Origin of the sequence: Halobacteriovorax sp. CON-3 (assembly GCF_043196995.1) — a bacterium.
Taxonomy (GTDB): Bacteria; Bdellovibrionota; Bacteriovoracia; order Bacteriovoracales; family Bacteriovoracaceae; genus Halobacteriovorax_A.
Window position 1 is genome coordinate 1585494 of record NZ_JBEBNA010000001.1, and the last position, 25000, is coordinate 1610493.

General features: G+C 36.5%; 23 protein-coding genes and 1 tRNA gene. 6 read left to right on the forward strand and 18 right to left on the reverse strand.

Annotated features, from left to right (window positions below; genetic code table 11):
• Nucleotide 1 precedes the first annotated feature (1 nt).
• The 16 genes from ABMA72_RS07430 to ABMA72_RS07505 form a co-directional block, all read right to left on the reverse strand.
• Nucleotides 2-1159 (reverse strand): NAD(P)/FAD-dependent oxidoreductase, encoded by a 1158-nt coding sequence (locus ABMA72_RS07430; protein WP_392857556.1) that lies wholly within the window; start codon nt 1157-1159, stop codon nt 2-4.
• A gap of 4 nt (nt 1160-1163) precedes the next feature.
• Nucleotides 1164-2954, reverse strand: coding sequence for a DEAD/DEAH box helicase (locus tag ABMA72_RS07435; protein ID WP_392857558.1), 1791 nt, complete (start codon nt 2952-2954; stop codon nt 1164-1166).
• Nucleotides 2955-3123: 169 nt separating this feature from the next.
• Complete coding sequence (locus ABMA72_RS07440) at nt 3124-3816, reverse strand: hypothetical protein (RefSeq protein WP_392857560.1); 693 nt, start codon at nt 3814-3816, stop codon at nt 3124-3126.
• 62 nt (nt 3817-3878) lie between these two features.
• Nucleotides 3879-4268 (reverse strand): hypothetical protein, encoded by a 390-nt coding sequence (locus ABMA72_RS07445; protein WP_392857562.1) that lies wholly within the window; start codon nt 4266-4268, stop codon nt 3879-3881.
• A 160-nt stretch (nt 4269-4428) separates the two neighbouring features.
• Nucleotides 4429-4818: a hypothetical protein gene (locus ABMA72_RS07450; protein ID WP_392857564.1), complete on the reverse strand. Its 390-nt coding sequence runs from the start codon at nt 4816-4818 to the stop codon at nt 4429-4431.
• A 127-nt stretch (nt 4819-4945) separates the two neighbouring features.
• Nucleotides 4946-5809 (reverse strand): hypothetical protein, encoded by an 864-nt coding sequence (locus ABMA72_RS07455; RefSeq protein WP_392857566.1) that lies wholly within the window; start codon nt 5807-5809, stop codon nt 4946-4948.
• A complete protein-coding gene (locus ABMA72_RS07460) occupies nt 5751-6470 on the reverse strand; it encodes a hypothetical protein (RefSeq protein WP_392857567.1) in 720 nt (239 codons plus the stop codon). Before ABMA72_RS07460 ends, ABMA72_RS07455 begins: the two co-directional genes overlap by 59 nt.
• Before the next feature lie 48 nt (nt 6471-6518).
• Nucleotides 6519-7568: a hypothetical protein gene (locus ABMA72_RS07465; RefSeq protein WP_392857568.1), complete on the reverse strand. Its 1050-nt coding sequence runs from the start codon at nt 7566-7568 to the stop codon at nt 6519-6521.
• 205 nt (nt 7569-7773) lie between these two features.
• Nucleotides 7774-7857, reverse strand: a tRNA-Leu gene (locus ABMA72_RS07470).
• Between the two features lie 83 nt (nt 7858-7940).
• Entirely contained in the window at nt 7941-9986 is a 2046-nt protein-coding gene (locus ABMA72_RS07475; RefSeq protein ID WP_393056677.1) for a hypothetical protein, read from the reverse strand.
• On the reverse strand, nt 9987-10817 hold the full coding sequence (locus ABMA72_RS07480) for a hypothetical protein (RefSeq protein WP_392857573.1): 831 nt from the start codon (nt 10815-10817) through the stop codon (nt 9987-9989).
• Nucleotides 10818-10925: 108 nt separating this feature from the next.
• A complete protein-coding gene (locus tag ABMA72_RS07485) occupies nt 10926-11798 on the reverse strand; it encodes an ABC transporter permease (RefSeq protein WP_392857575.1) in 873 nt (290 codons plus the stop codon).
• Between the two features lie 8 nt (nt 11799-11806).
• A complete protein-coding gene (locus ABMA72_RS07490; protein WP_392857578.1) occupies nt 11807-12748 on the reverse strand; it encodes an ABC transporter permease in 942 nt (313 codons plus the stop codon).
• 114 nt (nt 12749-12862) lie between these two features.
• Complete coding sequence (locus tag ABMA72_RS07495) at nt 12863-14626, reverse strand: ABC transporter substrate-binding protein (RefSeq protein WP_392857581.1); 1764 nt, start codon at nt 14624-14626, stop codon at nt 12863-12865.
• 106 nt (nt 14627-14732) lie between these two features.
• Complete coding sequence (locus ABMA72_RS07500) at nt 14733-15431, reverse strand: hypothetical protein (protein WP_392858022.1); 699 nt, start codon at nt 15429-15431, stop codon at nt 14733-14735.
• Nucleotides 15350-17221 carry a tetratricopeptide repeat protein gene (locus ABMA72_RS07505; RefSeq protein WP_392857583.1) on the reverse strand — a complete coding sequence of 624 codons (1872 nt, stop codon included), beginning with the start codon at nt 17219-17221 and terminating at the stop codon, nt 15350-15352. Before ABMA72_RS07505 ends, ABMA72_RS07500 begins: the two co-directional genes overlap by 82 nt.
• 492 nt (nt 17222-17713) lie before the next feature.
• On the opposite strand from ABMA72_RS07505, the gene ABMA72_RS07510 reads away from it, so the two are divergent.
• The 6 genes from ABMA72_RS07510 to ABMA72_RS07535 are packed head-to-tail and all read left to right on the forward strand — an operon-like array spanning nt 17714 to nt 23172.
• Complete coding sequence (locus ABMA72_RS07510) at nt 17714-18103, forward strand: polyhydroxyalkanoate synthesis regulator DNA-binding domain-containing protein (RefSeq protein ID WP_021265786.1); 390 nt, start codon at nt 17714-17716, stop codon at nt 18101-18103.
• Nucleotides 18104-18148: 45 nt separating this feature from the next.
• Nucleotides 18149-18805, forward strand: coding sequence for an outer membrane protein (locus ABMA72_RS07515; RefSeq protein ID WP_392857586.1), 657 nt, complete (start codon nt 18149-18151; stop codon nt 18803-18805).
• A complete protein-coding gene (locus ABMA72_RS07520; protein ID WP_392857587.1) occupies nt 18805-19617 on the forward strand; it encodes an ArsA-related P-loop ATPase in 813 nt (270 codons plus the stop codon). Before ABMA72_RS07515 ends, ABMA72_RS07520 begins: the two co-directional genes overlap by 1 nt.
• Nucleotides 19618-19625: 8 nt before the next feature.
• A complete protein-coding gene (locus ABMA72_RS07525; RefSeq protein WP_392857589.1) occupies nt 19626-20627 on the forward strand; it encodes an ArsA family ATPase in 1002 nt (333 codons plus the stop codon).
• Nucleotides 20624-22006 (forward strand): pyridoxal-phosphate dependent enzyme, encoded by a 1383-nt coding sequence (locus tag ABMA72_RS07530; protein WP_021265745.1) that lies wholly within the window; start codon nt 20624-20626, stop codon nt 22004-22006. The genes ABMA72_RS07525 and ABMA72_RS07530 overlap by 4 nt, the downstream gene beginning before the upstream one ends.
• Nucleotides 22006-23172: a trans-sulfuration enzyme family protein gene (locus tag ABMA72_RS07535; protein WP_392857592.1), complete on the forward strand. Its 1167-nt coding sequence runs from the start codon at nt 22006-22008 to the stop codon at nt 23170-23172. The genes ABMA72_RS07530 and ABMA72_RS07535 overlap by 1 nt, the downstream gene beginning before the upstream one ends.
• Here ABMA72_RS07535 and ABMA72_RS07540 read toward each other — a convergent pair.
• A complete protein-coding gene (locus tag ABMA72_RS07540; protein WP_392857595.1) occupies nt 23169-23831 on the reverse strand; it encodes a hypothetical protein in 663 nt (220 codons plus the stop codon). The two genes, ABMA72_RS07535 and ABMA72_RS07540, sit on opposite strands and share 4 nt — an antisense overlap.
• On the reverse strand, nt 23812-24882 hold the full coding sequence (locus tag ABMA72_RS07545; protein WP_392857596.1) for a hypothetical protein: 1071 nt from the start codon (nt 24880-24882) through the stop codon (nt 23812-23814). The genes ABMA72_RS07540 and ABMA72_RS07545 overlap by 20 nt, the downstream gene beginning before the upstream one ends.
• Nucleotides 24883-25000 lie beyond the last annotated feature (118 nt).

Consider the following 25000-nt stretch of genomic DNA (forward strand, 5'->3'; position numbering starts at 1 on the left):
ATTATACATATTTTGCAGCTACATAGCCAGAGGACCAGGCCCATTGGAAGTTATATCCTCCTAGAAGTCCTGTAACATCAAGAACTTCACCTACAAAGTAAAGATTCTTTTGCAATCGACTCTCCATTGATTTAGAGCTTACTTGATTTGTATCGACACCACCTCTCGTAACTTCGGCCTTGCGGTAACCTTCAGTTCCACTTGGTACAAAAGTCCAATGGTGCATAACTTCGATAAGTTTTTCTTTTTGCGCCCCAGACAATTCAGCACAATTTCTATTTAAAGGAAGCTCATGTTGAGCAAGCCAAAGCTCTACAAAGCGTGTTGGTAGATGTCCCTTTAAAGCATTCACTAGATTCTTTTTCTTATGTTCTTTTAAGATTTCATAAAGATCAGATTTAGGAAGAAAATTAATCTTCACTTCATCTTTCTTATTCCAATATAACGATGCTTTTAGGATCGATGGGCCACTTAGTCCCTTGTGAGTCCATAGAATATTTTCTAGAAATTTCTTATTCCCTACTTTTACTTCCGACTCAATTGCAATACCTGCCAGGTTCGCATTAACCTTATCTAGCGTAAACGGAACAAGTGCAGGTGTCGTCTCGATTAATTTATGACCAAATTTCTTGGCCACACGATAACCGATATCCGTTGCTCCAAGCCCAGGAAAAGAAAGACCACCAGTTGCAAGAACAAGTGTTTCACTTGAGAAGGTTGTCCCATCACTTAAAGAAACCACATACTCTTCTTCGTGTTCCACGTCGATAACTCGACTATTTACTCTCAATTCACAGTTACTTGGAATAGACTTTTGTAGCGCCTCGAGAATTCCACGAGACTTTTGATCACAAAAGAGCTGCCCTAGAGTCTTTTCTGTATACGTTAGATTGTGTTCAGAAATAAAAGAAATAAAGTCCCAATTCGTATACTGGCTTAAGGCCGACTTACAAAAATGAGGATTACTTGAAACATAGAAATTAGGAGTGACATCAAGATTAGTGAAGTTACAACGGCCTCCACCAGAGACAAGAATTTTCTTTCCAGGACCTTTGGCACCTTCAAGGATTAAAACGCTTCTTCCTCTCTTGGCAGCATGAATGCCGCAGAATAAACCTGCGGCACCAGCACCAATGATTATGACATCATATTTTTTCATTTAATTAGAATGAGTTGCGAGAGTTTCCTCTATTACCGTTTGAACGTCCAGAGTTGCGACGGTTACCAAAACCACCACGACCGCCACGATCACCACCGCGTCCACCGCGATCGCCACCACGACCAAAACGTCCACCACGACCACCATCGCGTCCACCATCACGTGAGCGCTCTTTTGTCGCTTCAAATCTTAGCTTTTTATTACCGATAAATACTTGTTCTTCACCGTTAATAAGTAGCTTTCCACTTTCGATAGGAATATCGATGAAAGAGAATTTATCTTTTAACTGAACGTTACGGATCTTTCTCTGGTCAATATTAAGCTCACCTGCAATTGCGTCTAGGAAAGACTTAATTTGAGCTCCATCATCACGTCCGTAGTTTACGAAACAACGGATATTTCCACGGTTGTCAGCTCTAACTTCACCACGAGCACCACGCTCTCCTCTCTCACCTCTTTGTCTTGGCTCCATATCAATGATTGGATTCATTTCAAAACGCTTTAAGTTATCAGAGAAAAGTGACATGTACATCGCTCTTAGTACTTGCTCTTTTTCTAGGTGATCAAAGTTTTCAGCGAAAATATTGAAGCTTTCATCAAGGTTGTCATCACCTTCAAGTTCTTCAAAGATTTCATCAAAGTGATTAAGTTTACGACGAACCATTGCACCTTTAAGAGTATCAACAGTTGGAATTCTTTCTCTTTCGATCTTTGCTTTTGTTAGTCTTTCAAGAGCAGAGATCTTTCTAATTTCACTTGGTGAAACAACTGAAAGAGCTAAACCTTTTTGACCTGCACGTCCAGTACGACCAATACGGTGTACGTAAGACTCTAGATCTTGTGGAAGGCCATAGTTAAAAACGTGAGTTAAGTGATCAACGTCAATCCCACGAGCAGCAACATCAGTACATACAAGAAGTTTAACTTTCTTGTTCTTGAATTTCTTCATTGTTACATCACGATGCTTCTGGTCCATATCTCCGTGAAGAGAATCTGCAAGATAACCTCTTAGGTTTAGTTCATCACAAAGAGAGCTTGCTTCAAGCTTTGTCTTTGTGAAGATAATCCCGTAGTAGTCTTCAACAGCATCAAGAAGACGACAAACCGCTTCTCTCATGTTTTGATCTCGTACTAGGTAGAACTTCTGAGTGATATTATCATTTGAAAGAGTCTTCTTTTGAACTCTTACGATCTCAGGGTTATCAAGGTAGTTTTTGATTAAATCAAGAATTGCAGGTGGCATCGTTGCAGAGAACATCCACGTCTTCTTATTTTCTGCTTGAGCAAGAATTTCCTTAACATCATCAAGGAATCCCATATCAAGCATTTCATCAGCTTCATCTAGAACTGCATACTTAACATTTTCAAGTTTAAGTACACCACGATCGATAAGGTCAAGAACACGTCCTGGAGTACCTACAACGATTTGTGGTCTAATCTTTTTTAGATTTCTAATTTGATTATCAATTGGTGTACCACCATAAACCGACATCGTTTTAACTGTTTCAAAAGTTGAGAATTTCTTAATCTCTTCATTGATTTGGTTAGCAAGCTCTCTCGTTGGAGAAAGGATAATTGCTTGGATATTTTTCTCATTTCCATCAATACGGTGAAGTAGTGGTAGAGAGAAAGCCGCAGTCTTACCTGTCCCAGTTTGGGCCTGACCAACAAAGTCAGTGTCTTTTTCAATTAGTAATGGGATAGCATTAGACTGGATATCTGTAGCTGTTTCGAACCCTCTATCTTCGAGTGCACGAAGCAGCGATTCCTTAAGTGGAATTTCGTTAAAATTCAATTTTGACTCCTTAAACGCAAGCCTAGAATGCTGGCCACGGATTTTTTGCTCGACAAGAGCGGGATAATGACTAAGTGACCGTCATTTTTAATAGGCGTAATTTCTTAATTTCCGGGACTCTAACACGCTAGACGCTGTGTTTCAAGGGCCGTGGAAATAATACAATTGTTCAATTATTAATTGTATTAAACTCTGATCGTAAATTTTTGGCCATGTTGCTAAAAAATGTTGAGACCGTGATGGATTTATTAAGTAACCAATGGTCAGTGCTACAAGTAAATGTGTATGTATAGCGAGTTTTGCCACCGGAGGCAGGCATTATATAGTAAACCCCACCAGAGGTTTGCATCACACTGTTATTACTAAGAGGAGAAGAGATATAGGCCTTAGATTGCTTATCATTCAACATCTCCATCGTGATCTTGAAACCATCCATATATCGATAGACACGAATAAGGTCATTATATGTATAAAGACCGCGATTATATGACCTGCGCTTTACGACAAAACGCTTAATTTCATTCTTATCCAGTTTTTTAACTTTAAGATTTTTAATGATTACTGATTCGATTAGTGAATCACTCGAGAATGGACATGAGATATTTTTAGCAGAAAGCGTACGCTTATCCCTGTACTCGTTATTACAACGCTTATCAAAGGCAAGAACTGTTTCTAGAACCTTATCAACAGGCTGAGCAATCGTATCGCTAATTGTTCCCTGATAGAAGCGAATGCCCTTCTTTTTTCCAGAAAGCATTGAGACATCAAATTCCTTTGATTTTTCACGGTAGTCTATTTCAAATTTTTTGATATTGATTGCATATGATGAAATCGCCGCAAATACTAAAATAAGAGTCTTCATGCCATCTATTTACCACCATTTGAAAATTTGGGCAAAGACAATAGGCTCTAAATAAAACTATATTACTCTCTATTGTCTTTGTGATCGTTGAAGAAGCGATTAATGGCATCTTCTCCGTCTTCCGCGCTAACTTCTAGTAATGTATTCATCGCATCGAGAATACGATCTTCTTCATCAGCAGAATAGTCATTATGAGCAAGGCGATCTTCTAAGTTTCTTATAACATGTTGTAATGCCGTCTCTTCTGCTAAAATCTGCCTTTTTAAAAGAAGACTATCAAGGGCCTTTTGCCTTTTTATAATTGAAATATTAAGAGCAGTACTCTCTTGCTCATGATGATAAATTTCTTCTTTGATTGTATTTAGCTTCTTCTCTAACTCAAGATCAAGATCACCAGCAAATGAGCTAGCTGAAATCAATAGAGTAAAGAATGCGATTGATAATGCCTTCATGATCATTTCCTTTAATTTTAAAATTGAACTAAAGTAAGATTATCATCAACAAAGAATATTTCACTCAATCTTGAAAGCATTACAAGTGCTGTACAAAAGGTACACACGAACTTATCGAGGCCCTTTGAATACTAAAAGGCCTCAAGTAGCTGAAATTGTTTTAGAAGTCGCGAAATACTTCGTCTTCGATGAATTCAGAAGTTTCAAAATTCTTAAACCACAGCCTCGCAGAGATAGTCTTAATGATCTCACCCGTTTTTACATCTTTTATTCCGATATCAAGATTGGCAATGTCACCAGCGATCTCATAACACTCTTCCATCGTTGTATTATCAATAATGCGCTTTTTGGCCCACTCATGAAAGACACGACTCATTTTTATTCTAACTGGTAAGTTGTCACCAAAGTTTCCCTGTACCATACAAGCAGTACTAAGTGGTACTGGCATTGGCTCAGTTGTTTGGTCACTATCCGTTTGATCATTTGCAAATGAATTAAGCCCCGTTAGAAGCACAAGTAAACACAGTAATCCCTTTAACATTTTAGGCATAAATCCTCCCTCTCAATAGAATTCACATTTTGATATGGGAAAACCTATCAACATCTAAGAGGCTCGACAAACCAAGTTCATACAAATTGAGAAAGATTAAGAAAATATTAACCTTGTTCTAATACCGTTAGAAATTTGTCATTGGAGATATGGGAAAAATAACTTCAGAAGTAGCGGAATATTGAGAACGGCCGCCCCAGTAATCGATATACTTATAGCGAAAGTAATAGCGTCCATCTCGGGTGCTACGCCAACAGAATTCAGACCTATCAGACCAGAGTTCCCTAACAATTCGCTTCATCTTACTATCGCGATAAATTTCAATATAGTACTTCTTTGCAGTCTTATAATCAGGAAGATCGACTCGGTAGCACTTATCTTTTGAATTATACTTCATCACATACTTATTCATCTGCTTCGGCTTACTATTTTCAGGGGGAGTAAGAATGAAATTCTTTTCGCCAAATGAAACGAGTTGATCATTTTCAAAATGAGAAATTTTAATTTTATAATGGCCGGTTTGGTTTTCTTTGAAGTCATATGAACGTTGATTAACGATCTCTCTATTTATTACTTCATCTTTGCTATTGAGAACTTCTACAACGTATTTACCAGATTTAGATAATTGATTTAGCGACGTCCAACTAAAGGATTCGGTAATCATATCTTTCTTATTTTTAGGAGATCCTCTTTCAATCACAATCTGCTGAATTTCGACCTTCTCAACAACCTTGATTTCTTCAACCACTTCAGCCACTTCAGCCACTTCAGCCACTTCAACTTCAGTAGGCTTCTCTTTTGTTTTGGTAACTTTTGGAACAGGGAGAATAGGAATGACAGCTTTATCCTTAGAAGGATTTATAAAAGCTGAAGCAATGACCACTCCCACAACGATCAAGGAGATTAAAATAATTTGATTAGTTCTATTTTTCTTACTTTTTAATAATTTTTTCAGAACTGATCTCTCTTCTTTTCGGGTTTGAAAAATCATACTTTTTTCTTACCGCATGATACTCCATTTGAACTGTCTCAAAGTCTTTGTAGTATAGAGTAAACCCAGGAAAGATAAGATCATAGTCGTCAATGATCTCTTTATTATTATCCCAAATATTAATCCAGAAACGACTATTGCCTTCATACACTCCCTGTGAAATTTTTCCCAGAGTATCATCCTTCTTAATTAAATATGGCTCGCCTTCAGGTCTTATATATTCCAACTCTTCAGGAATTCTTGGAACCTTAATTGTTTGTCCAACATGCATATCAACTGTTCCATTTAATTCTCTGATCTCTTTCCACTTACGAATATCTTTGTAGAGATAGAAAGCAATTTTCATGGCCGTATCAAATTCTTGAACGACATATAGGTCATATTCCATACTTGAAGACGCTGGAGCACGATGACCTTTTAAAGAGATTTCTTTTTCAATGATATTTCTTTTTGGAATATCTTCGTAAATAGTATCCGATCGCAAGAGATCACTCTTCTCACTAACAGTACCAAGGTTAAAAACGAGATCATCCTGAGTTAGAACGAGAGTATCCCCTTCAACTACTGAATCGTCATCTGCAATAAACTTGGAAGCATCAAATGAACAAGATTGAAAAATAAGAGCAATAAATAAAACTGAAATTAAATTATACTTTTTCACATACACCTCAATATATATTGTCGGTATTAGTGAATAAAAGTTTAAATTTTATAAAATATAGCCAAAACCTAGTCCCACTCTTAGTGTCGTGATATCTGATGGGCCATTCATCCAATGATATTTAATTAAACTGTGAGCAAAGAAATTATTCCCGACGTTTTTAAACAGGTATAAGAGAATTTTGCTACCAGTAAAGCTTTGTGTATTCTCTGCGTTAGCTAAACTTATGCTTCTTTGAGATGATAGCGACTGTGAATAGCTTAATTTAGTAAAAATCCTATGTCCTAGTACCTCTATTGAGCGAGAGGCCCCTACTGTGAGGTAGAGCACTTCATTTGTATCGAAAGTAACAAGGTCGTTCTTCTGTAAATTTTCAAGATTGAAAGTATTAAACTTTTCAAAATCGAAGCCTGCATACAATGAGATGGCAGGAGACTGTAAGCGATATGAGAAATAGACGTTACCACCAATTTCTGGATCCACCTTAACTTCATCACTAGTATAGTTGTCAATCTCAGCAGTCGTTAGATAAGAGTAATAAAGACTACCAGAAATATTATATGAACTATCCTTTGGATAATAAGCAGAGCTTAGACCTAATGAGACTGGTGAGTTTTGTAAAAAGCTAACATCTGCATAAGATGGATTAGCTTGCGAAAACTTACCATAAGAGGCCATATAAAAAACTGAAGAACGAAAGGACTTTTGGCCAAGCTGCTCCTTTATCCTATTCATACTTTTTTGACTTATTTGTTCTGTCTTATTAAGCCTATGCTGGAAAACTGAGAATTTATTATAATCGAGTAAATCGACAGAAATATAAAGTTGGAGAATTGTATCCTTTTGTAATTTTGAAAAGTCTAATTGATTGGCCTTCATTGTTCGCTTAACCATTTCGTGGTTAATGCTGACGACTGCTTCATCAATAATAAATTTCTTATATATTTCAGATAGTCGTTCTCCATCAAAAGCTATCCGATATGGAAATTTTATGAAATCGACATTCTTATTTCTTACTACTTCTTTAAAATCAATTGGCTCTGCACGCACAGAGAAGAAACAAAAGAGAGTTATTAGTATTACTTTTATAATTTTCACTTAAATCCGATTTTTAACTACAAATTGTATTTAATTATAACAAATGATTGATTTGAAGCAACCGCCTTCGTGCAGAGTGGAATATAGGATCGTTTAAACAAGTAATACGATCAATTCATCTTACGAAGTTGAGAGCTAAATAATGACAAAATTAAAGTTGAAGAAAGGCAAAAAAAAAGACCGCGAAAGCGATCTACCAAAAAGATGGTGCCCAGAAGAGGACTTGAACCTCCACGCCAAAGGCACTAGATCCTAAGTCTAGCGTGTCTACCAATTTCACCATCTGGGCACAATTAAAAATTTTTCAAAAATTTCATTGGTAAGGCGTGAGAATATTTATAAGGGACTTCATTCAAAATGGCAAGAAAAAAATTAAGCTGCTGATTTATTTTTATTATTAAGCTTTCTCTCTAAGTCTTTAATTTTATTTGAAAGGATTTTATTTTCCTGATTTATTTTATGATTATCTTTTTTTAGAGAAGAAATTTCTGTCTCCATCTTCGATTTAATCTTATTTTGTTTATCCATTAGCTTCTCAAGATGGGCAATTTTCTTATTATTTACTCCGCCACTAGCAGCTGCCTTCTTTGCCTTCTCTAGTGTTTGTATTTGAGACTGAGCAAATTTAAGCCTTTGCTTGTACATCTTGATTTCAATGTTAGCATCCTTAAGTTTTGTCTCCAGATCTTCACCTGAACCAGCACCACCAGATGCACCTCCATTAAACTTTGATAATTCTTTTTCTAGGTCTTCAACCTTTAAAATCTCTTCCTTTAGCTTTTGTTGGGCAAGCGAAAGCTCTTGCTTATCTTCTGCCGCAGATAAATTGGCGGCATCAACCTTTTGGCTCATCACTTCGATGGAGTCATTTTTGATTTCAAGCTCTTTTGAAAGTTGCTTAACCTTATCCTCAAGGTCTTGCATTGCTCGCTGCTCTCCCATAGACCCTAAAGGAGACTCACCATCCCCCTCGCTTACAGGAGCGGCATTATTAGGTGATTGCTTGGCCTGCTCTAACTTTGCCTGCATTTGCTCAAATAAGTGGCTCATACGAGCAACTTTCTCTTTCATGGCAAAGTATTCTGACTCTCTTATAAATTGCTCTACAGACTTGCCACTTTTCTCCAACACTTCTTCAGCAAGACTTCCCTCAACATCTTCTTTAACTGTTTCAAAGTCTTCTTTTGGAACGTTATAATTTTCTTCGACATAGCCCTGAACTGAATTAATGTATTCATTATAGGTTTCAGGCCCTTTTTCATTTAGAATTTTAGATTTTATTTCTTCTTTTAGAGCATCGTTATCAATTGGCCAATTTTCGGCTTTAACAAGATCTTTTAAAGTTTGTCTATCCACCTTATTAAAGAAGTTTTCGTTAAACTCTTCCCTACTTTGTTCCTCAAAGCTATTAACTACTGTTAATCTAATCGCTTCTTTTAAGCTCTCTGTTCTTTCTTTATTAAGTGCAGATTTTTTTATAAAATCAATATCATCATCAGCAAGAACTTTTAGAATTTGCTTATCAGGATAGGCTTCTAGGTGATCGAGAAATTCATCATTTGTTACTTCTCTTTTTGATAGAAAATCAATAATTCGCTTTAACTCTTTAAGAGTTACCTTCTTTACGATTGGGTCATGGTAGTTGGTGTGATCAACAATTTTTTCACTGGCATTTGCTACAGTTTCACTATTAGAGATGATCCTAGAAGCTCCCACTTCATAATCAAAACGCGCAATATACGATTTTTTCTTCTGAAGAGAGAATCTTAAATCCATCTTTCCTTGCTTACGATTTATTCTTAGGCAAAGGTACGAAAAATCATTCGAAACAAAACGATAAATTTCATTAATTAACTCATCGTCTACAAAGATCGATGAGACATTCATATTAATGAGCAGCTCTTCATCACTAAAAAGCATCTCCATTTCAACAGGAGCACATTGTCTTTTTAAAACAATGCCATTTAAAACTCCTTGTAAGCTTGTCGAAAGCTTTTCAATATCAAATCCATTCTCATGGGCCTTAAGATTTGCAAGATCACAATAGTAACCGACACTAAAGCGAGAAAGAATTTTGTACTGCTTAACCTTTGTAAATTGAGGAAATGTACGGTTTTTAGGTGTTTGTAAAACACCGAAGTAATTTTCAAGTTCATTTAAAATAAATGAATTCTCTGTATACATAGCATCAGGAGTAAGGCTGACTTCACCGATTTTGACTTCTTCGCTAATATAGACAACTTTCCCCATTGGGTTAGTATTCTTATAGCTGACGTCATCAACAATAATATTTTTCTTATCCGCTAGCTCTGTAATATTTTCGACTTGAATAAAACTTAAGTCTTCACACATTAATTCACCTAGCTTATCAAAAAGCTCTTGTGCAATAAATGTGTAAACTTCAATTCTATTAGTCATCTAAGCACTCCTCCCAATATCTTCTTGAGAGAAAATTTCATTGAAGTAGCGATAGTCTTTTACATTTTCTAAAATGGATTTAAAGATGACTTCAATATCATTAGAGTCAAATTCTAACTCTAAGGCGAACACCTGGTCATGAATCTTATGCCATAGGTTACTAATATCGTCGTCCAAGTTATAGTCGAGCTCAAAAAAGTCCTTACTTAAACTCTTTAGATACTTAATATTCCCATAAGACTCCTCCAGGCTTGCTAGCCTATCTGTTACGCTTGTTCCATTGCGGCAAACATATGAGAAGTAAGTCATTAGGACTGTATTAAAAACTTCCTTTAAAAAGTTAAAGTCGAGATAACCAGATACTAGTGACAAGTAAACAACAGAAGAAGCGATAACTTGTGCCTTCTTAAAAGTGATAGCACTTGTTTTAATAAATTCTTCTTCAAGGTTTATCTTATCATTGTTGAACTCATAGAAAGTTTCATGACAAATAAAAACGAAGTCTAGTGTTGAAGACTTTTCACCTTCATTTAAGGCGCGATAGAAGTCCACTAAAATAAGATTACGATAACGTAGCTTAACCTCTTCTAACTGGGCCTTTTGAAGATCCATAAAGTGGTCAACGACCTTAGAGACGCGCTCTTCATCGATGATTATTTTTTGAAAGAATTGATCGTTTTGTTGAGAAAGTTTTTCTACTAACTCGAGATTTGCAAACTCTCCAGCACGGCCTATAAGAAGGCGTCTGCCACTTGGACGTGACCAATACAACTCTCCCTTAAGTAGAGGATTGTTTTGTATTTGATGGAGGCTTAAGTTTATCTCTCTCATAATCCCGTAAGTTAATAAAATTAGGGCCTATTTCTAGGCCCTCTTAACAATATTTATCGGAATGTTGAGTAAATAAATTAAGCTATTTTTTAATAGTAGAGCGTTTTCCTACGCTTTACCTTTAAGCTTTGGATCTAGAGAGTCACGAAGAGCATCTCCAAGAAGGTTTAGTGCTAGAACAAGCACAAACATCGCTAGTGTTGCCGCAGAAAGTTGCCACCAAACACCACGAGCAAGTTCAAGTTTTGAATCATCAATCATTGTTCCCCAAGATGGCTGTCCTTGAACACCAAGTCCTAAATAAGAAAGGATAACCTCAGACTTAATCGCCTGTTGAAATCTTAGAGAGAATTGAATGATAACAATGTGGAAGATATTTGGAAGAATATGCTTAAACATTCTTCTCATATTACCTGCACCAAGAGCTGCCGCTGCTTGGACATACTCTCTTTCCTTGTGACGAAGAACTTCACCACGCACAAGACGACATAGACCTACCCAAGAAGTTACCCCAAGAGCTAAGAATAATGACGACGTTCCTTTTCCTAGTACCATTGTTACGGCAAAAAGAAGCATGATATATGGAATCGATGCAAGTGACGTGTAAAACCAAACAATGATTTCATCGACTTTTCCACCAAAGTATCCGGCCATAAGACCTAGAGTCACACCAATTACAGTTGAGATCATTGCTGTTGAGAAACCAATCCCAATTGCCATCTCTGCACCTTTTAGAGTTTTATAAACAACAGAGCGTCCGAAAATGTCTGTTCCAAATAAAGCATCGGCACTTGGTGGCATATAAGATGCACCAATTTCTTTTGACCATTCACCTGCAATTACACCAAAGAATGTAAGTGCAGCTAGTAATACATATAATCCAATAACAACCATACTGAAGACTGCGGCTTTATCTTTTTTAAGCTCAGTCCAAGCATGTCCCCATAGTGATTTTGATTCGCTTGATAAATTTGCTGACATGACAACTCCTACTTTAACCTTACTCTTGGATCAACGATTGTATATAGAATATCCGTAATTACTGTGAAGATGATATAGGCCATTGCCGAAAGAATCGTCATTGCCTTAATAACTGGAAAGTCATTATCAAATACAGCTTTTACAGTTAATCCACCTAGCCCTGGAATTGAGAAGAAACTCTCAAGAAGTAGAGCACCTAAAATAAGGAAAGGGATTTGAATAACTACATATGTAATAATTGGAATTAATGAATTTTTTAAAACGTGCTTTAATAGAACGACTCTTTCACTAAGACCTTTTGCACGAGCTGTACGAACATAGTCTTGGTAAATATCATCTAGAATAACTGTTCTAAAGTAACGAAGGTCAGGACCTAAGTTTAATACGACCATAATAATAACTGGAAGAATTACGTAAGGAATAAAGTAAGGGAATCCATGTTCGTAACCTGAAATTTCAAACCATCCTAGCTCATATGCAAAAAACTTTTGGAAGAAAAGAATATATGCAAGAGATGGGATACTCATTAAAGAAACACTTACAATAACTAACGTGCGGTCGATTGCTTTACCTCTAAAGAACGAAACAACGATTGCTAGTAAGATTGATAGAATAGTCGAGATTAAGAAAGCTGGAAGAGTTAAAGTTAGTGATGGTACAGCACCTTCTTTAATCATTTCAATAATACTTTGCTTAGTTGCCCATGAACGACCAAAGTCGAATGTAAACGCAGACTTTACGATACCAATATATTGTTCAACAAGAGGACGATCTAAACCTAGCTCGTGTCTTACCTCTGCAATTTGCTTCGCGCTTGCGTGCTTACCTAATAGAAGTTGGGCAGGATCATACCCAGAAAGGTTAAAGATTGCGAAAATAATTAAACATACCCCAAGAATAATAGGGATCGTATAAAGTAATCTTCTTAAAATATATGACCAAGTATTCACAAAAACAGCTCCTTAGCTCTTACTTAATTAAAGCGTTTCGCTTATTTAAAAAAGCAACCATTTCGATTGCTTCATTAAATAAGCGCCGGAGAAAACTCCAGCGCTATAAATCAATTATAATTTTGATTGCATATTCTTTTTAGCTTCAAGATCAATATCTAGGTATTGAGCTTGACCAGCTTCAAAGTCAGTTGTGATGTAGTTCCTTAACCAGCTATGCTTGATTAGGTATGACTGACGGTGAACACCGTATAGCCATGGAACTTCTTCAGCTGCCATCTTATTAAGCTGCTCATAAATTGCAGTTCTCTCTGGAGAATCTTGCATGATTGAAGCTTTTGCGAAAAGTTCATTGAACTTAGGATTGTTGTAACCTGATCCGTTAGCACCTGGTGAACGATTTGGTCCGTAAAGAAGCTGTAGGAAGTTTTCAGCATCTGGGTAATCTGCACCCCATGCGATTCCGTAAAGCATTACCTGGCGAGCTGTGATTTTCTTTTGTAGCTCTGGCCATGAGTTTTGAACAACTTTGATATTTACACCAATTTCGGCCATTTGTTTCTTGAATAGTTCACCAATTTGTCTTGAAGTTGAAGAACTTGGACAGTCATAAGTAATTTCTGGAAGACCTTTACCTTCAGGGTAACCAGCTTTTGCAAGAAGTGCTTTAGCTTTTTCAAGGTCACGGCTTCTGTATGGACTTACGTAATCTGGCATATTACCAGCGATCCCTGGAGGAACAACTGATTGTGCCGGAAGAGCTGTATCATTATAGAATAGCTTATTAAATTCTTTAACATTGTAAGCTAGAGCAAGAGCTCTTCTTAGGTCAACATTGTGAAATAGTTTTAGATCATGATTGAATGCTGTGTAAGTAACATCTAGAGATGGTGAAACTGAAAGCTCAATTCCTTTCTTAGCGAACTCATCACCAAGTCCCTTACCTGGAGTAACAGCTGATTCAAAGTTATCTTTTGGGATACCAATATAATCGACTCTACCCTTTAGGAAGTTTAGCCATCTTGGTTGATCTTCTTTGATAATATTAACTTCGATTTTTTTTACGAAAGGAACTTGTTTACCTGCGTACTTAAGCATGTGCTTAAATTCATCACTTGCTTCAGTTGGGAAAAGTTTCTTTCTAAAGTTAGGGTTTACCTCGTAAGTAAATTTCTTTGCAGACTGACGGAACTCCTTAAGCATAAATGGCCCTGTACCAACTGGGTGGTTAAGGAATTCTTTCCCGTAGTGATCTACAACTTCCTTAGCAACAACAAATGTAAATGGCATTGCAAGAGAGTATAGGAATTGTGGGAATTGCTTCTTTAGTTTGAACTGAAGAGTATACTTATCAAGAGTCTTTAGTCCCTCAACAACTTCTGTGTAATCAACAGTGTCTTTTTTAGAGTTTTTCTCACGCCACTCATCAAGACCTACAATTTTGTCTTGAAGTAGCCACCAACCAAGCCCCTGAAGCTTTGGATCAGCAAGTCTTTTAATTGAGTATACGAAATCTTGTGCAACTAGCTCACGACCTTTACCATCTTTAAAAGCAGCATCATCGTGAAATAGAACACCTTGTTTAATTTTGAAAGTATAAGTTAGTCCATCTTCAGAAACTTCTGGAAGAGATTCTGCAAGGTTTGGCACAAGCGTGTATGGTCTTTTTAGGTAATGATACTCTAGTAGACCTTCATAAACACGACCAACTTCATTTGAAGAGTACTTGTCGTTTGAGTAAATTGGATCCATTCCCTTCACTTCTGAAGTAACGGCCAGGTGTAGAACTTTCTCACTAAGATCTACTTTTTTTGTACATGAAACAGTTAAAGTTAAAAGTCCCATGATTAAAAATGAAACAAGATTCCTTGATTTCATAAACCATCCTTTGTTCAAAAAATTATTGCATAGAATAATACTAGAGTAATTTATACAAGAGATAAGATAAATTTACTAGAATTTATTAGGAATCGGTGTTGCGCTGCTAGATAGATTCACAGCTATCGACGATTAAATCTAAGGCCAAAATTCTCTGCTCTTTCTGTGGATTCTTTGTGTGCCTAATGCCTTCGAGTCTAATGAATTTATATTCGTTGGCCTCGAGCTGGCTGAAGCTTGCGTGATACTCATACTTTCCAAGCATCTTTCTCTCGAAGTCTACATTGCCATTGCTGTAATGTGTAAGCTTCCCTTCAAGACACCCACTGTCACAATAATTGCTGTCGACATTTTTCAAGTCACTGAAGAAGAGACGATTTTTAAGTAAAAAATCATCCAAAATTTTTAATGAAGTATAACGCCCTGCCTTCACTAACTCAGTTGAAATTTTCTTATAAAGAGTTCCTTCAACTGGTCTCGTTGCGTCGAGTGGAAGAATAAGTGTTTCTTGTCCTTTAAAGGGTACATCAATGGCCAAGCTAAAAGTCTTTTTATTTAAAATGGCATTGTATGTAAATCGGTCCTGACTTTTGCCAAACTTTAAGCGGCCTCGGCCCTTAAACTCTTTACATAGTCCACTACTAAGAAGCTTATGGGCCACAACTTTATCAGTTGAGCCCTTAGCATTTATGTCTTCTTTAATTGGATTTGTTGTACAGGATATTAACGAGATGCCGGCAAGCGCACAGAGTCCAGCTTTTCGATATAATTTAGAATTTCTTCGCGTTCGTTTACTTTCGTACAATTTTTAAGTGCCTCGACATAGTATTGACGAGCCTTTTCCGGCTTCTTTAATGAAGTATATATGAGCCCTAAGTGCTTTGCAATGACCACATCATCACTAACAAGAGCGAATGCCTTCTTAATTTCGCGGTATGCTTTTTGATACTCACCAGTTTTATAATAGTACCAACCTAAAGAGTCTCGGATATACCCATCTTGTGGATTAAGCTGAACAGCTCTTTTAATATAAGCATAGGCCTTATCCATATGAACACCTTGCTCTAAGTATGTATAGCCTAGAAAGTTTAGTGCATGAGAATTATTAGGATCACGCTTTAAGATATCGAGCATGATCTTTTCTGCTTTTGTGAAGGCCTTATCTTTTTCATATAAAGACGCAAGGTAGTATGCGTGGCCATCAGTATAGCTATCGTGCTCAATTTGAGATTCCATTAAAGCAATCGCTCTTCCAAGGTCTTTTCTATTTTCATAGTAGCCCGCAAGAATAACTTCTAGTTCAAAGCGTAACTCTTTCGATGCTTTTGAACGCTCTTTCACGAATTCAACAAAACGCTTTTCTTGAGAACGATCTTTTTGAGCATAGGTATTTAAAATATTGGCAATCTGAATATTAGACTCATGAAAGAGAGAGCTGTCTTCTTTAATACGTGAGAAATAAGTTACAGCTAAGTCACCCTCATTAGACTTCTGATATAGACTTGCTAGGTAGTACAGAACCTTATCAGAATCTGGTATTACAGAAAGGATCTCTTTAAAGATACCTTTTGCATCTTCAATTCTTTCTGTCTCAGTATAAATAACCCCAAGTCTCACTTTCAAATTTAAGTTCTCAGGATCAAGGGCCAAAAGCTTCTCTAAGTATGGAACAACCTTCTCATACTCTCCATCCGAGAATAATAAATTCACGTACTTTCCAAGAGCTGTATAATTACTTGGTTCATACTTTAAGAACTTATGATAAAGAAGTTTCGCAGAGTTGAAGTTTCCTTCTTGCTCATAGATCATACCTAGAAGGATCGTACTCTGCTGATTTGTTGGATCTAGTTTTAAAGAGTTATTAAAGTACTTCTTTGCATTCTTGTAATCAGACTTTTCAAAATAAATCTTACCTTTATGAAAGGCATAATCACTTCGATTATCACGATCTTTTTTAGAGCAGTAACTTAATGTTCCAACTGCTTTTTTAAACTTCTTTGCATCAACATATGCCTTCGATAAGTAAATACAAGCTTCACTAAGAATTGGCTTAGTTTTATAGACTAGTTGACGGTATAGCTTAATTGATTTCTTTGAACTACCTAGGGCCCCATACACCCCTGCAAGTAGCAATTTGGCCTTCACCTTAATTTCTTTATCTGCATGTTTAATAAGGTACTCAAGTTCCTTCTTTCCATCTTCTAGTTGGCTCGACTTGATTAGCTCAACAGCATACTTTTTTCTAAGGTAAATATCTTTAGGTTTTAACTCAACAACGTGCTTTAAAATTAGAGAAGCTGAAACAGAGTCACCACTTAATGAAGCATCTGCGGCTTTTAGAAACAGGTCACTTGCAATAAAGTTCACTGTTGCCTCACCCTTTGTCTTTGCTTCCTCTACAATTTCCGAAAGAGACTGATCAACGAACTCTTGGGCCCGCCTTGCCTTCTCAATATCAGTAATCGTACTTGAAAGCTGAGATTCTTCATTTATCTTAGAATCAGAATCATCTTTAACACTGCTAGTCGTCGCACAACCAACAAGTGTTACTAAAGCTACGGTGCAGAGTGAATTTTTAATGAAAATTTTAAACATTTAATATCCTTGGCCTTACTGCCTCAATCACTCATCGTCCTAAATAGATATTTCTTAAAGAAAATTAATCCTTAATTTCGTAGGGGCAACATAAGTAAGTACTCAAGAATCAACAACTTGCATTAGCTCGACCTAATGCATGATAAATAGTTGAAATCATGGCAAATAAATGGATTCTCTTTGAATTTAGATAAAATTAAGAAGCCTATCCCTTGACAGTTACTGTCATAGACTGTTACTTCTCTGATGCAAATTTCAAAACGCTCAGCAATAGACACAGCGGGAAATCAATAAAATCTATGAACACCAACCTGTCTTTTGTAATAAGTTGAACTTGTAAGTATTTAATTTTACTTAATATGTCTTAACGGTGAAATTTATACAAAAAGCTTAACTATTAGAAAGCGTCGTGTTAATTATTAACTCGTTTTAGCTCAAGAGAATTCTAAAATTAAACTTGAGATATATTCGTAAACCAATAGGGGTAGTAGAATGAATGATGTAAGAATTATTAAAAGGTACCAAAACAGAAAACTTTATGACACACACCAAAGTTGCTATGTAACACTTGAAGAGATCGCTCAAATCATCAGAGAAGGTCACGAGATTCAAGTTATTGATAACAAGACTAAAAACGACATCACTTACATGACTCAAATTCAACTTCTTTTTGATCAAGAGAAAAAGTCAACTAAGCCAGGTGACGTAGAACTTCTTAAGAGAGTTATCCGTGGTGAAGAAGGTACATTCACTGGATATATTAGAGGTCTAGAAGGTATTGAAGCTCCAGTAGTTGAAGAAGCTCCAGCTCAAACTTTCAACGCTTTCAACAGTGCAGCAAACCTAAACTCTTCTGTTGAAACTACGACTACTTTAAACTAATATAAGGCAGTTATTACTGCATATATATTTAGTTTAGAGGGTGAAATGATTTCTAAAATTTCAAAATCTATATTAAGGCCTGCAGTTATTCTAGCAGGCCTTTTTATTTTTGGTGTTCAAACACAAACACAAGCACAAACAGTTAAACAACTGACTTCTTCAAAATCAGCGAAGAAGAATTCAGATGCTGCAGCAGCGGCGGCCCTACTTAGTGGTCAAGAGCTTCACATTCACTCAGTTGGGATCGGAATTGGTCAAACACTTCTAATGAGTGATCTAAAAGACAACGGTGAAGATAAGATTACGGCCGAATTATTCTACAATTATAAGGCTTCTTACTCATTTGATTTTTACGCCAATCTACATTATTCAAAACATGAATATGAAGGCACTTATTCAAAAACTGCAGGACTTCTTTTTGGAGCGAAAGGAAAGCTATTTCATTACGATGCTTTCCAACCATTCCTTGCAGCAGGTCTTGGATTTTTTAGACCTCAGATTAAGACTGAAACGTATAAGTCAGATGCGAAGACAGTATTTGGTTATCAACTTGGCGCAGGTGCAGACTTTGATTTAAATAGAAAAATCTCTGTTGGTGCTATGGCCACATTCAACGATCCGTTTGATGTAGATCAAGAGAATCGCTCAGATGTTGAGGGATACTACTTTAAAGTTCTACTTACGGTCTTCTACAAATTCTAATGAAGTTTAAAGACTTATATATCGTCACGGGAAAAGGAGGCGTTGGAAAAAGCCTCACTTCCCTGGCGCTTACTAAGTCGATTTCTGAACTTAATCATAATAAGAATGTCTATTATTTCTCGTTTGAACAAAATGAGGATAAAGAACTTATCAAGTCTCTTGATATCAATACCGTTGAACTAACTCACCTAAGCTCAGTCCAAGAATATATTGCTCGAAAGCTCAATTCTAAAACAATTGCAAAGTGGATTGTTTCAACTTCTTTCTTTAAGGCCCTCTTTGATATGGTGCCAAGCTTTGGCCAACTCATTTTTCTAGGGCACATTATTGATCTTGCAAAAGACGAAGAGAATATTGTGATAGTAGATGCACCAGCATCTGGTCACCTACTTTCAACAATTCACTCACCTAAGGTCTTTAAAGATATTTTTAAGATTGGGCCAATAGCAAACGATATCGATAAGATGCATAACTTCTTAACGAATAAAGAACACACTCAATGTGTCGTGGTTAGTATTCCAACAGAGCTTGCTGTTGAAGAGGGAGTTGAGTTAAGAGCTGAACTCACTGACGAATACAATTTATCGACAATTGAAGTTCTCAACTGTGACTTAACTTTGAATAAGTTCCCTGAAGATGATACTCCAGACTTTATTAAGGTAAAGATTGAGAATCAAAAACAATTACAGAAGAAGTTTCAGGTAAAATATGATCTCCACTTCCCGCTAATTATTGCTCAAAATCAAGAGCAACAAGTGGAGGCGTTGAGTGATTTAATTATAGAAAAAATGGATATCTTTAAATCCAAATAGGCTTGCTAGTGAAGGACTTTAAAAAAATAGAAATTTTTTGTGGAACAGGAGGCGTTGGAAAAACAACGATCTCAGCATCCCGCGCCTTCTCATTAGCCGCTGATAATAAGAAAGTTCTACTAATCACAATTGATCCGGCCAAGCGCCTAAGACAGCTTTTAAATTTAAAAGACCAATCTGAAATCGTTGAATTTAAAAGTGAAGAGATTTCTTTTGATGTTCTTCTATTAGATTGTAAGTCATCTTTTGAAAAGATTCTTGGTTCTAAAGTTGATAATAAAATTTTAGAAAATCTAACCAGTTCAAGAGGTGGTCTCAATGAGATTCTTGCAGTTCTTGAAATTCAGACACAAATTAATCGCAATATCTATGATGCAATTGTTGTAGACACAGCACCAGGAAAAAACTTTTTAGACTTCCTAAATTCATCAAAGAAGATCAATCGCTTTTTCAATAAGACTTTTGCAGAAGCTTTTAACTATATAACAAATCAGAATAAGCCAGGACGTTTTTTCAATCGCATTATTTCAACAGGAATTGAAAAGTTTCTAAGCTACTTAGAAAGCGTCACAGGACAGGGCTTTATTAACGACTTCCTTGAGGCCATTTCAATCCTCTATGGAAATCGTGAGAAATTTATCGATGGTTTAAGTGTAGAAAAGACATTAAATGATCCAGCTCACTCTAGGTGGTACTTAGTAACCTCGGCCGAACATATGAAGGAAGTTGAAACAAAGCAAATCTTTGACTCAATTCAGGCCCAAATGGACACCGAACGTTACCTCATTATCAATAAATCATGGTATAACAACCTCTCATCATGGCAGCCAAAAACGGCGAAGATGAAAGAGTTTAAGAAAACAATAATTAAACAAGAAGAAATAAAAACTTCCATTTCGAAAAAGTCTAATATCGAAACTCTAACGTTTCCAGATCTTGTGACTTTTGATCCTATAGAGCAATTAAGGGCCCTACAGAAAAATTGGAAGCAAACGGAGAAAGAAGTATGATGAAAGGTGCTAAGGCAAACGTTGTTGAAGCAATTGGTAATACGCCAATCGTAAAATTAAATAGTATCGGAAAAGATACAAATTGTGAGTTCTACGTAAAATTAGAATATATGAATCCTGGTGGATCAACGAAAGATCGTATCGGTGCTTATATGCTTGATCGTGCCGTTGAAGAAGGCGTTCTTAAACCAGGTGGAACAATTATTGAAGGAACATCTGGAAACACAGGTGTTGGTCTTGCAATGTGGGCAGCAGTTCACGGTTACAAATGTATTTTCGTACTAGCTGACAAGCAATCAAAAGAGAAAATTGATAACCTAAGAGCATTCGGTGCAAAGGTTGTTGTCTGTCCAACAAATGTTGAACCTGAAGATCCACGCTCTTACTACTCTGTTTCTAAAAAACTTTCGGAAACAATTCCAAATTCATTTTATGTAAATCAATACGATAACCTACATAACAGAAATACTCACTACACTTGGACTGCTCCAGAAATGTATGAGCAAACGCAAGGTGACTTTGATGTTTTCATGGCAGCAGTTGGTACAGGTGGAACAATCAGTGGATGTGGCCGTTACTTCAAAGAAAAAATGGATAAGGTAGAAGTCGTTGGTGTTGACTGTGTTGGTTCAATCATCGCCGGTTACCACAAAACAGGAGAGATGGGTCAAGCTCACTCATATGTTCTAGAGGGTGTTGGTGAAGACTTTATTCCTGAAAACTACGACTTTGATCTAATTGACGACTTTGAAGTTGTTAATGATAAAGAATCATTTCTTATGACAAGAAAACTTCTTAAAGAAGAAGGTATTTATGCTGGTGGTTCTGCTGGTGCCGTAATTGAAGGTGCTTTAAAGTACGCAGCTAAACAAACTGAACCAAAGAAGATCCTAATTCTTCTTCACGATTCAGGAAACCGTTACGCTTCAAAAATCTATAATGATGATTGGATGAGTGATGGTGGTTACCTTGATTCATCATTTAATGTTCAAATCTCTGAAGTATTAAATACTCTAGGTAAGGACGGAAATATTATTACAGTACAAGACACGACAACAATTGGTGAGGCCATTACGCTAATGGAAGAGAAAAACATCTCTCAAGTTCCTGTTCTAAACAAGGACGGTGATGTACTTGGTCTATGTACTGAAAGAAGTCTTATTAAACCTGTTATCATGGGCGAGTTCCAAAAAGATGATAATATTTCACTAGCGATCACAAATAAATACCGTGTTGTTGATTGTAATGAACTACTTGAGACTGTAGCTGATGCTCTTCTTAAGAAGGAAGTTGCAGTGATCACGAAAGGTGGAAAAGTTTCAGATCTACTTTCTGAAATTGATGTTCTTCAATACATGTCTGAAAAAGGCTCAAACTAATGAAGAAGCGCACACTGAAGTCTGCAGGTAAGTCATCAGTGTGCGTACATGCTGGTGGTCATCCAGATAAAGAAACAGGGGCAGTTATGCCTCCAATTTATCAGACGACCACCTATGCTCAAACAAGTCCGGGAATTCATCAAGGCTATGAATACTCTCGTTGCCACAACCCTACTCGCAGCAGACTCGAAGAATCACTTGCAGCTCTTGAAAATGCAAAGTATGCACTAGCAACCTCAAGTGGTGTCTCAATTGAAATGCTTATTATGCACGCACTATCAGTAGGTTCAACCATCCTATGTGGTGATGATGTCTATGGTGGTACGTACCGACTTTTTACAACAGTCTTTAATAAAATTCATAATTACATTTTTGTCGATACGACAGATATTAAGAAAGTTGAAGCGGCCTTAAAAGAGCATAAGCCTAAACTTGTATGGGTTGAAACTCCAACTAACCCACTCTTAAAAATTTCAGATATTGAAAAGATATCAAAGCTAGCAAAAAAGCATAAGGCCATGACTGTTGTTGATAACACATTTATGAGTCCATACTTCCAAAACCCACTTAATTTAGGTGCCGATATTGTCATGCACTCAATGACAAAGTATATCAATGGCCACTCTGATGTTGTTGGAGGTGCTTGTATGTTAAATAACAAAAAATTCTATGAGAAGTTATGGACATTACAAAAGTCTCTTGGCCCAACACAATCACCATTTGATTCTTGGCTTGTTCTAAGAGGAATAAAAACTCTCGCGATACGAATGGAAGCTCATGCAAAGAATGCTATGAAAGTGGCAAAGTACCTAGAGTCCCATCCAAAAGTCGAAAAAGTCTCATATCCTGGCCTTAAGTCTCACCCACAACACAAACTTGCAAAAAAACAAATGTCAGGCTTTGGTGGAATGATCACTTTCTTCTTGAAAGGTGATATTAAGAAGTCTAAAAAGTTTTTACAAAAAGTAGAGATCTTCTCGCTTGCTGAGAGTCTTGGTGGAGTTGAAAGCTTAATCGAGCATCCGGCCATTATGACTCATGCTTCTGTTCCAAAAAATGTTCGTGAAAGTATTGGTCTGACAGATAACCTTATTCGATTATCTGTCGGTATTGAAGATGTCGATGATTTAATCGACGACCTTGAGTCGGCCTTTAAATCGATCTAGAAACTACCAGGTCCAGCATTCTCATCAATTTGAAAATCACCAGAAGATTCAGTTGTTGAATCTACCTGAGTACTCTCTTCTTTTGTTTCAGCTTTTTCTTTGGCCGCCTTAAATTCAGCTCTCTTTCTTTTGAGATCTTCTGGAATTCTTGCAATTGGCTTTTTTATCATTAGGTAATCATAATTACCGTTACGGCCAAAGACTGTATTAGCATTTAAATACTCTTCAACTAAAAGCTTTGCACAAAATACACGGCCATGATCATCATTAAGACTATTCTTTGCACCTGAAGCGAAGATTAGGCCATCATCCTCAATAATCTTTTTAATCGTTTTATACTCATCACAAAACTCATTTGAAGTCGCGTGACACTCACCTTGTTTGCGATAAACATCAACAGAATTAGAAGTCGATTTCACGTGGATTGGATCACGACAAATATCAATAAGCCAATTACGATTCATGTACTTATACTGGTTATGAGCTATCTCTATTTCACACTCTTTCTTGCTAATAGTAATTGTCTTATTCAAAAGACCAAATGGCGCCGATTTATGTTTTACAGAAACATCAAATGTCGATTGAAAACACTCTGTTCCAGTAAAGGCCATGGCCCCAGTTGTGACAAGAATAATGATACTAGATTTTAGAAATTGCATTTTTATCTACCTCTACCATTAAGATGGTTTGATCATTTGGTAAGAAATCATCTTCATTATATCCCTTTTTACTCTGAAATGTTAATTCACTAATTAGCTCGACCGGAGACGACCAATTTTTCTTAATAAAAGAAATATATTCTTCACCATTTACGATATGGTCATTATTTTTAAAATATCCAGGAGATAGTAAAAGAACTCCTTTTCCTTTTTCTAATTGTATACTTTCTTTTTTAATTTCATATGAGTTAGGGAAGCTAAATTCATTAGACTTAATAAGAATATCATTATGAGAGAGAATTTCATGGCCGCCAATATTAACACTCTCAAGTGTGAGATCGGCCAGAGTTAATTTCGCAACAAGAATAGAAGCTTCTCCAAATTCAGAAAAATCTTCTTGGCGACTTTCTAGATGATTGAGAATCTTATCCATAGAAAGAGTGCCTTCTGCCTTCCATCCTTCAATCATTGTTAAGAAATTTCCAATTAACATATATGAGGAAGCGTGAAGAGAGATAATCCACACATCTCCACCAACCTTAAAGAAGTCAAAGAATTCACCGCCATTAGATGTTCCAGCACAAAAACGAGAAGTGATTCCAACACCACGGATCTTTTCACTTCTAAACGGTGCCATATTCTTATGCATCTCTTTGATGCTTTCTACTTGCCCAACAAGTCCTTCCATAACACTATTCATTTTATAAAGAAGTTTCTTTTGTAATTCCATGGCCTTTAGCCCTTCAACAGCATTCTTCATGTTGAGCAGGTTCTCTTCTACTGTTTTATCAGCAAAAAATACTCCTAGGCACATTTCATTTTCTAAAATAGATTTGTCGATCTGATCTCCATCATTGAATACAATAATGAAATACTCGTCGTTTGATACATCGACTTGTGATTTGGTAAAGGCAACTTGACTTGCTGCTGACTCGTTATTTTCTTCTGAAATTTCTTTATTAAGATCTGAAAGCTCTAACAATTCTAGTAGATTATTGAGCTTACCTACGGCAATTTTATCGAGATTCGTCTCGACGATTCTAATACGCATAACTCTTCCTAAGTATTTAAAATTAAATAGCGATGACACGAATTTTTGGCATCTTGAAAATCCATTTTAGCATATTAAGCGACCAATATCATATAAATGAGCCGATTAAATTAAAGAT

Bases quoted from the DNA above. Each gene is read 5' to 3' on its own strand.
- ABMA72_RS07485 (WP_392857575.1), bottom strand. From the start codon at position 11,798: ATGTCAGCAAATTTATCAAGCGAATCAAAATCACTATGGGGACATGCT.
- ABMA72_RS07510 (WP_021265786.1), top strand. From the start codon at position 17,714: ATGAATGATGTAAGAATTATTAAAAGGTACCAAAACAGAAAACTTTAT.
- ABMA72_RS07455 (WP_392857566.1), bottom strand. From the start codon at position 5,809: ATGATTTTTCAAACCCGAAAAGAAGAGAGATCAGTTCTGAAAAAATTA.
- ABMA72_RS07505 (WP_392857583.1), bottom strand. From the start codon at position 17,221: ATGTTTAAAATTTTCATTAAAAATTCACTCTGCACCGTAGCTTTAGTA.
- ABMA72_RS07475 (WP_393056677.1), bottom strand. From the start codon at position 9,986: ATGACTAATAGAATTGAAGTTTACACATTTATTGCACAAGAGCTTTTT.
- ABMA72_RS07530 (WP_021265745.1), top strand. From the start codon at position 20,624: ATGATGAAAGGTGCTAAGGCAAACGTTGTTGAAGCAATTGGTAATACG.
- ABMA72_RS07440 (WP_392857560.1), bottom strand. From the start codon at position 3,816: ATGAAGACTCTTATTTTAGTATTTGCGGCGATTTCATCATATGCAATC.
- ABMA72_RS07545 (WP_392857596.1), bottom strand. From the start codon at position 24,882: ATGCGTATTAGAATCGTCGAGACGAATCTCGATAAAATTGCCGTAGGT.
- ABMA72_RS07520 (WP_392857587.1), top strand. From the start codon at position 18,805: ATGAAGTTTAAAGACTTATATATCGTCACGGGAAAAGGAGGCGTTGGA.
- ABMA72_RS07480 (WP_392857573.1), bottom strand. From the start codon at position 10,817: ATGAGAGAGATAAACTTAAGCCTCCATCAAATACAAAACAATCCTCTA.
- ABMA72_RS07445 (WP_392857562.1), bottom strand. From the start codon at position 4,268: ATGAAGGCATTATCAATCGCATTCTTTACTCTATTGATTTCAGCTAGC.
- ABMA72_RS07535 (WP_392857592.1), top strand. From the start codon at position 22,006: ATGAAGAAGCGCACACTGAAGTCTGCAGGTAAGTCATCAGTGTGCGTA.
- ABMA72_RS07430 (WP_392857556.1), bottom strand. From the start codon at position 1,159: ATGAAAAAATATGATGTCATAATCATTGGTGCTGGTGCCGCAGGTTTA.
- ABMA72_RS07515 (WP_392857586.1), top strand. From the start codon at position 18,149: ATGATTTCTAAAATTTCAAAATCTATATTAAGGCCTGCAGTTATTCTA.
- ABMA72_RS07450 (WP_392857564.1), bottom strand. From the start codon at position 4,818: ATGCCTAAAATGTTAAAGGGATTACTGTGTTTACTTGTGCTTCTAACG.
- ABMA72_RS07540 (WP_392857595.1), bottom strand. From the start codon at position 23,831: ATGCAATTTCTAAAATCTAGTATCATTATTCTTGTCACAACTGGGGCC.
- ABMA72_RS07495 (WP_392857581.1), bottom strand. From the start codon at position 14,626: ATGAAATCAAGGAATCTTGTTTCATTTTTAATCATGGGACTTTTAACT.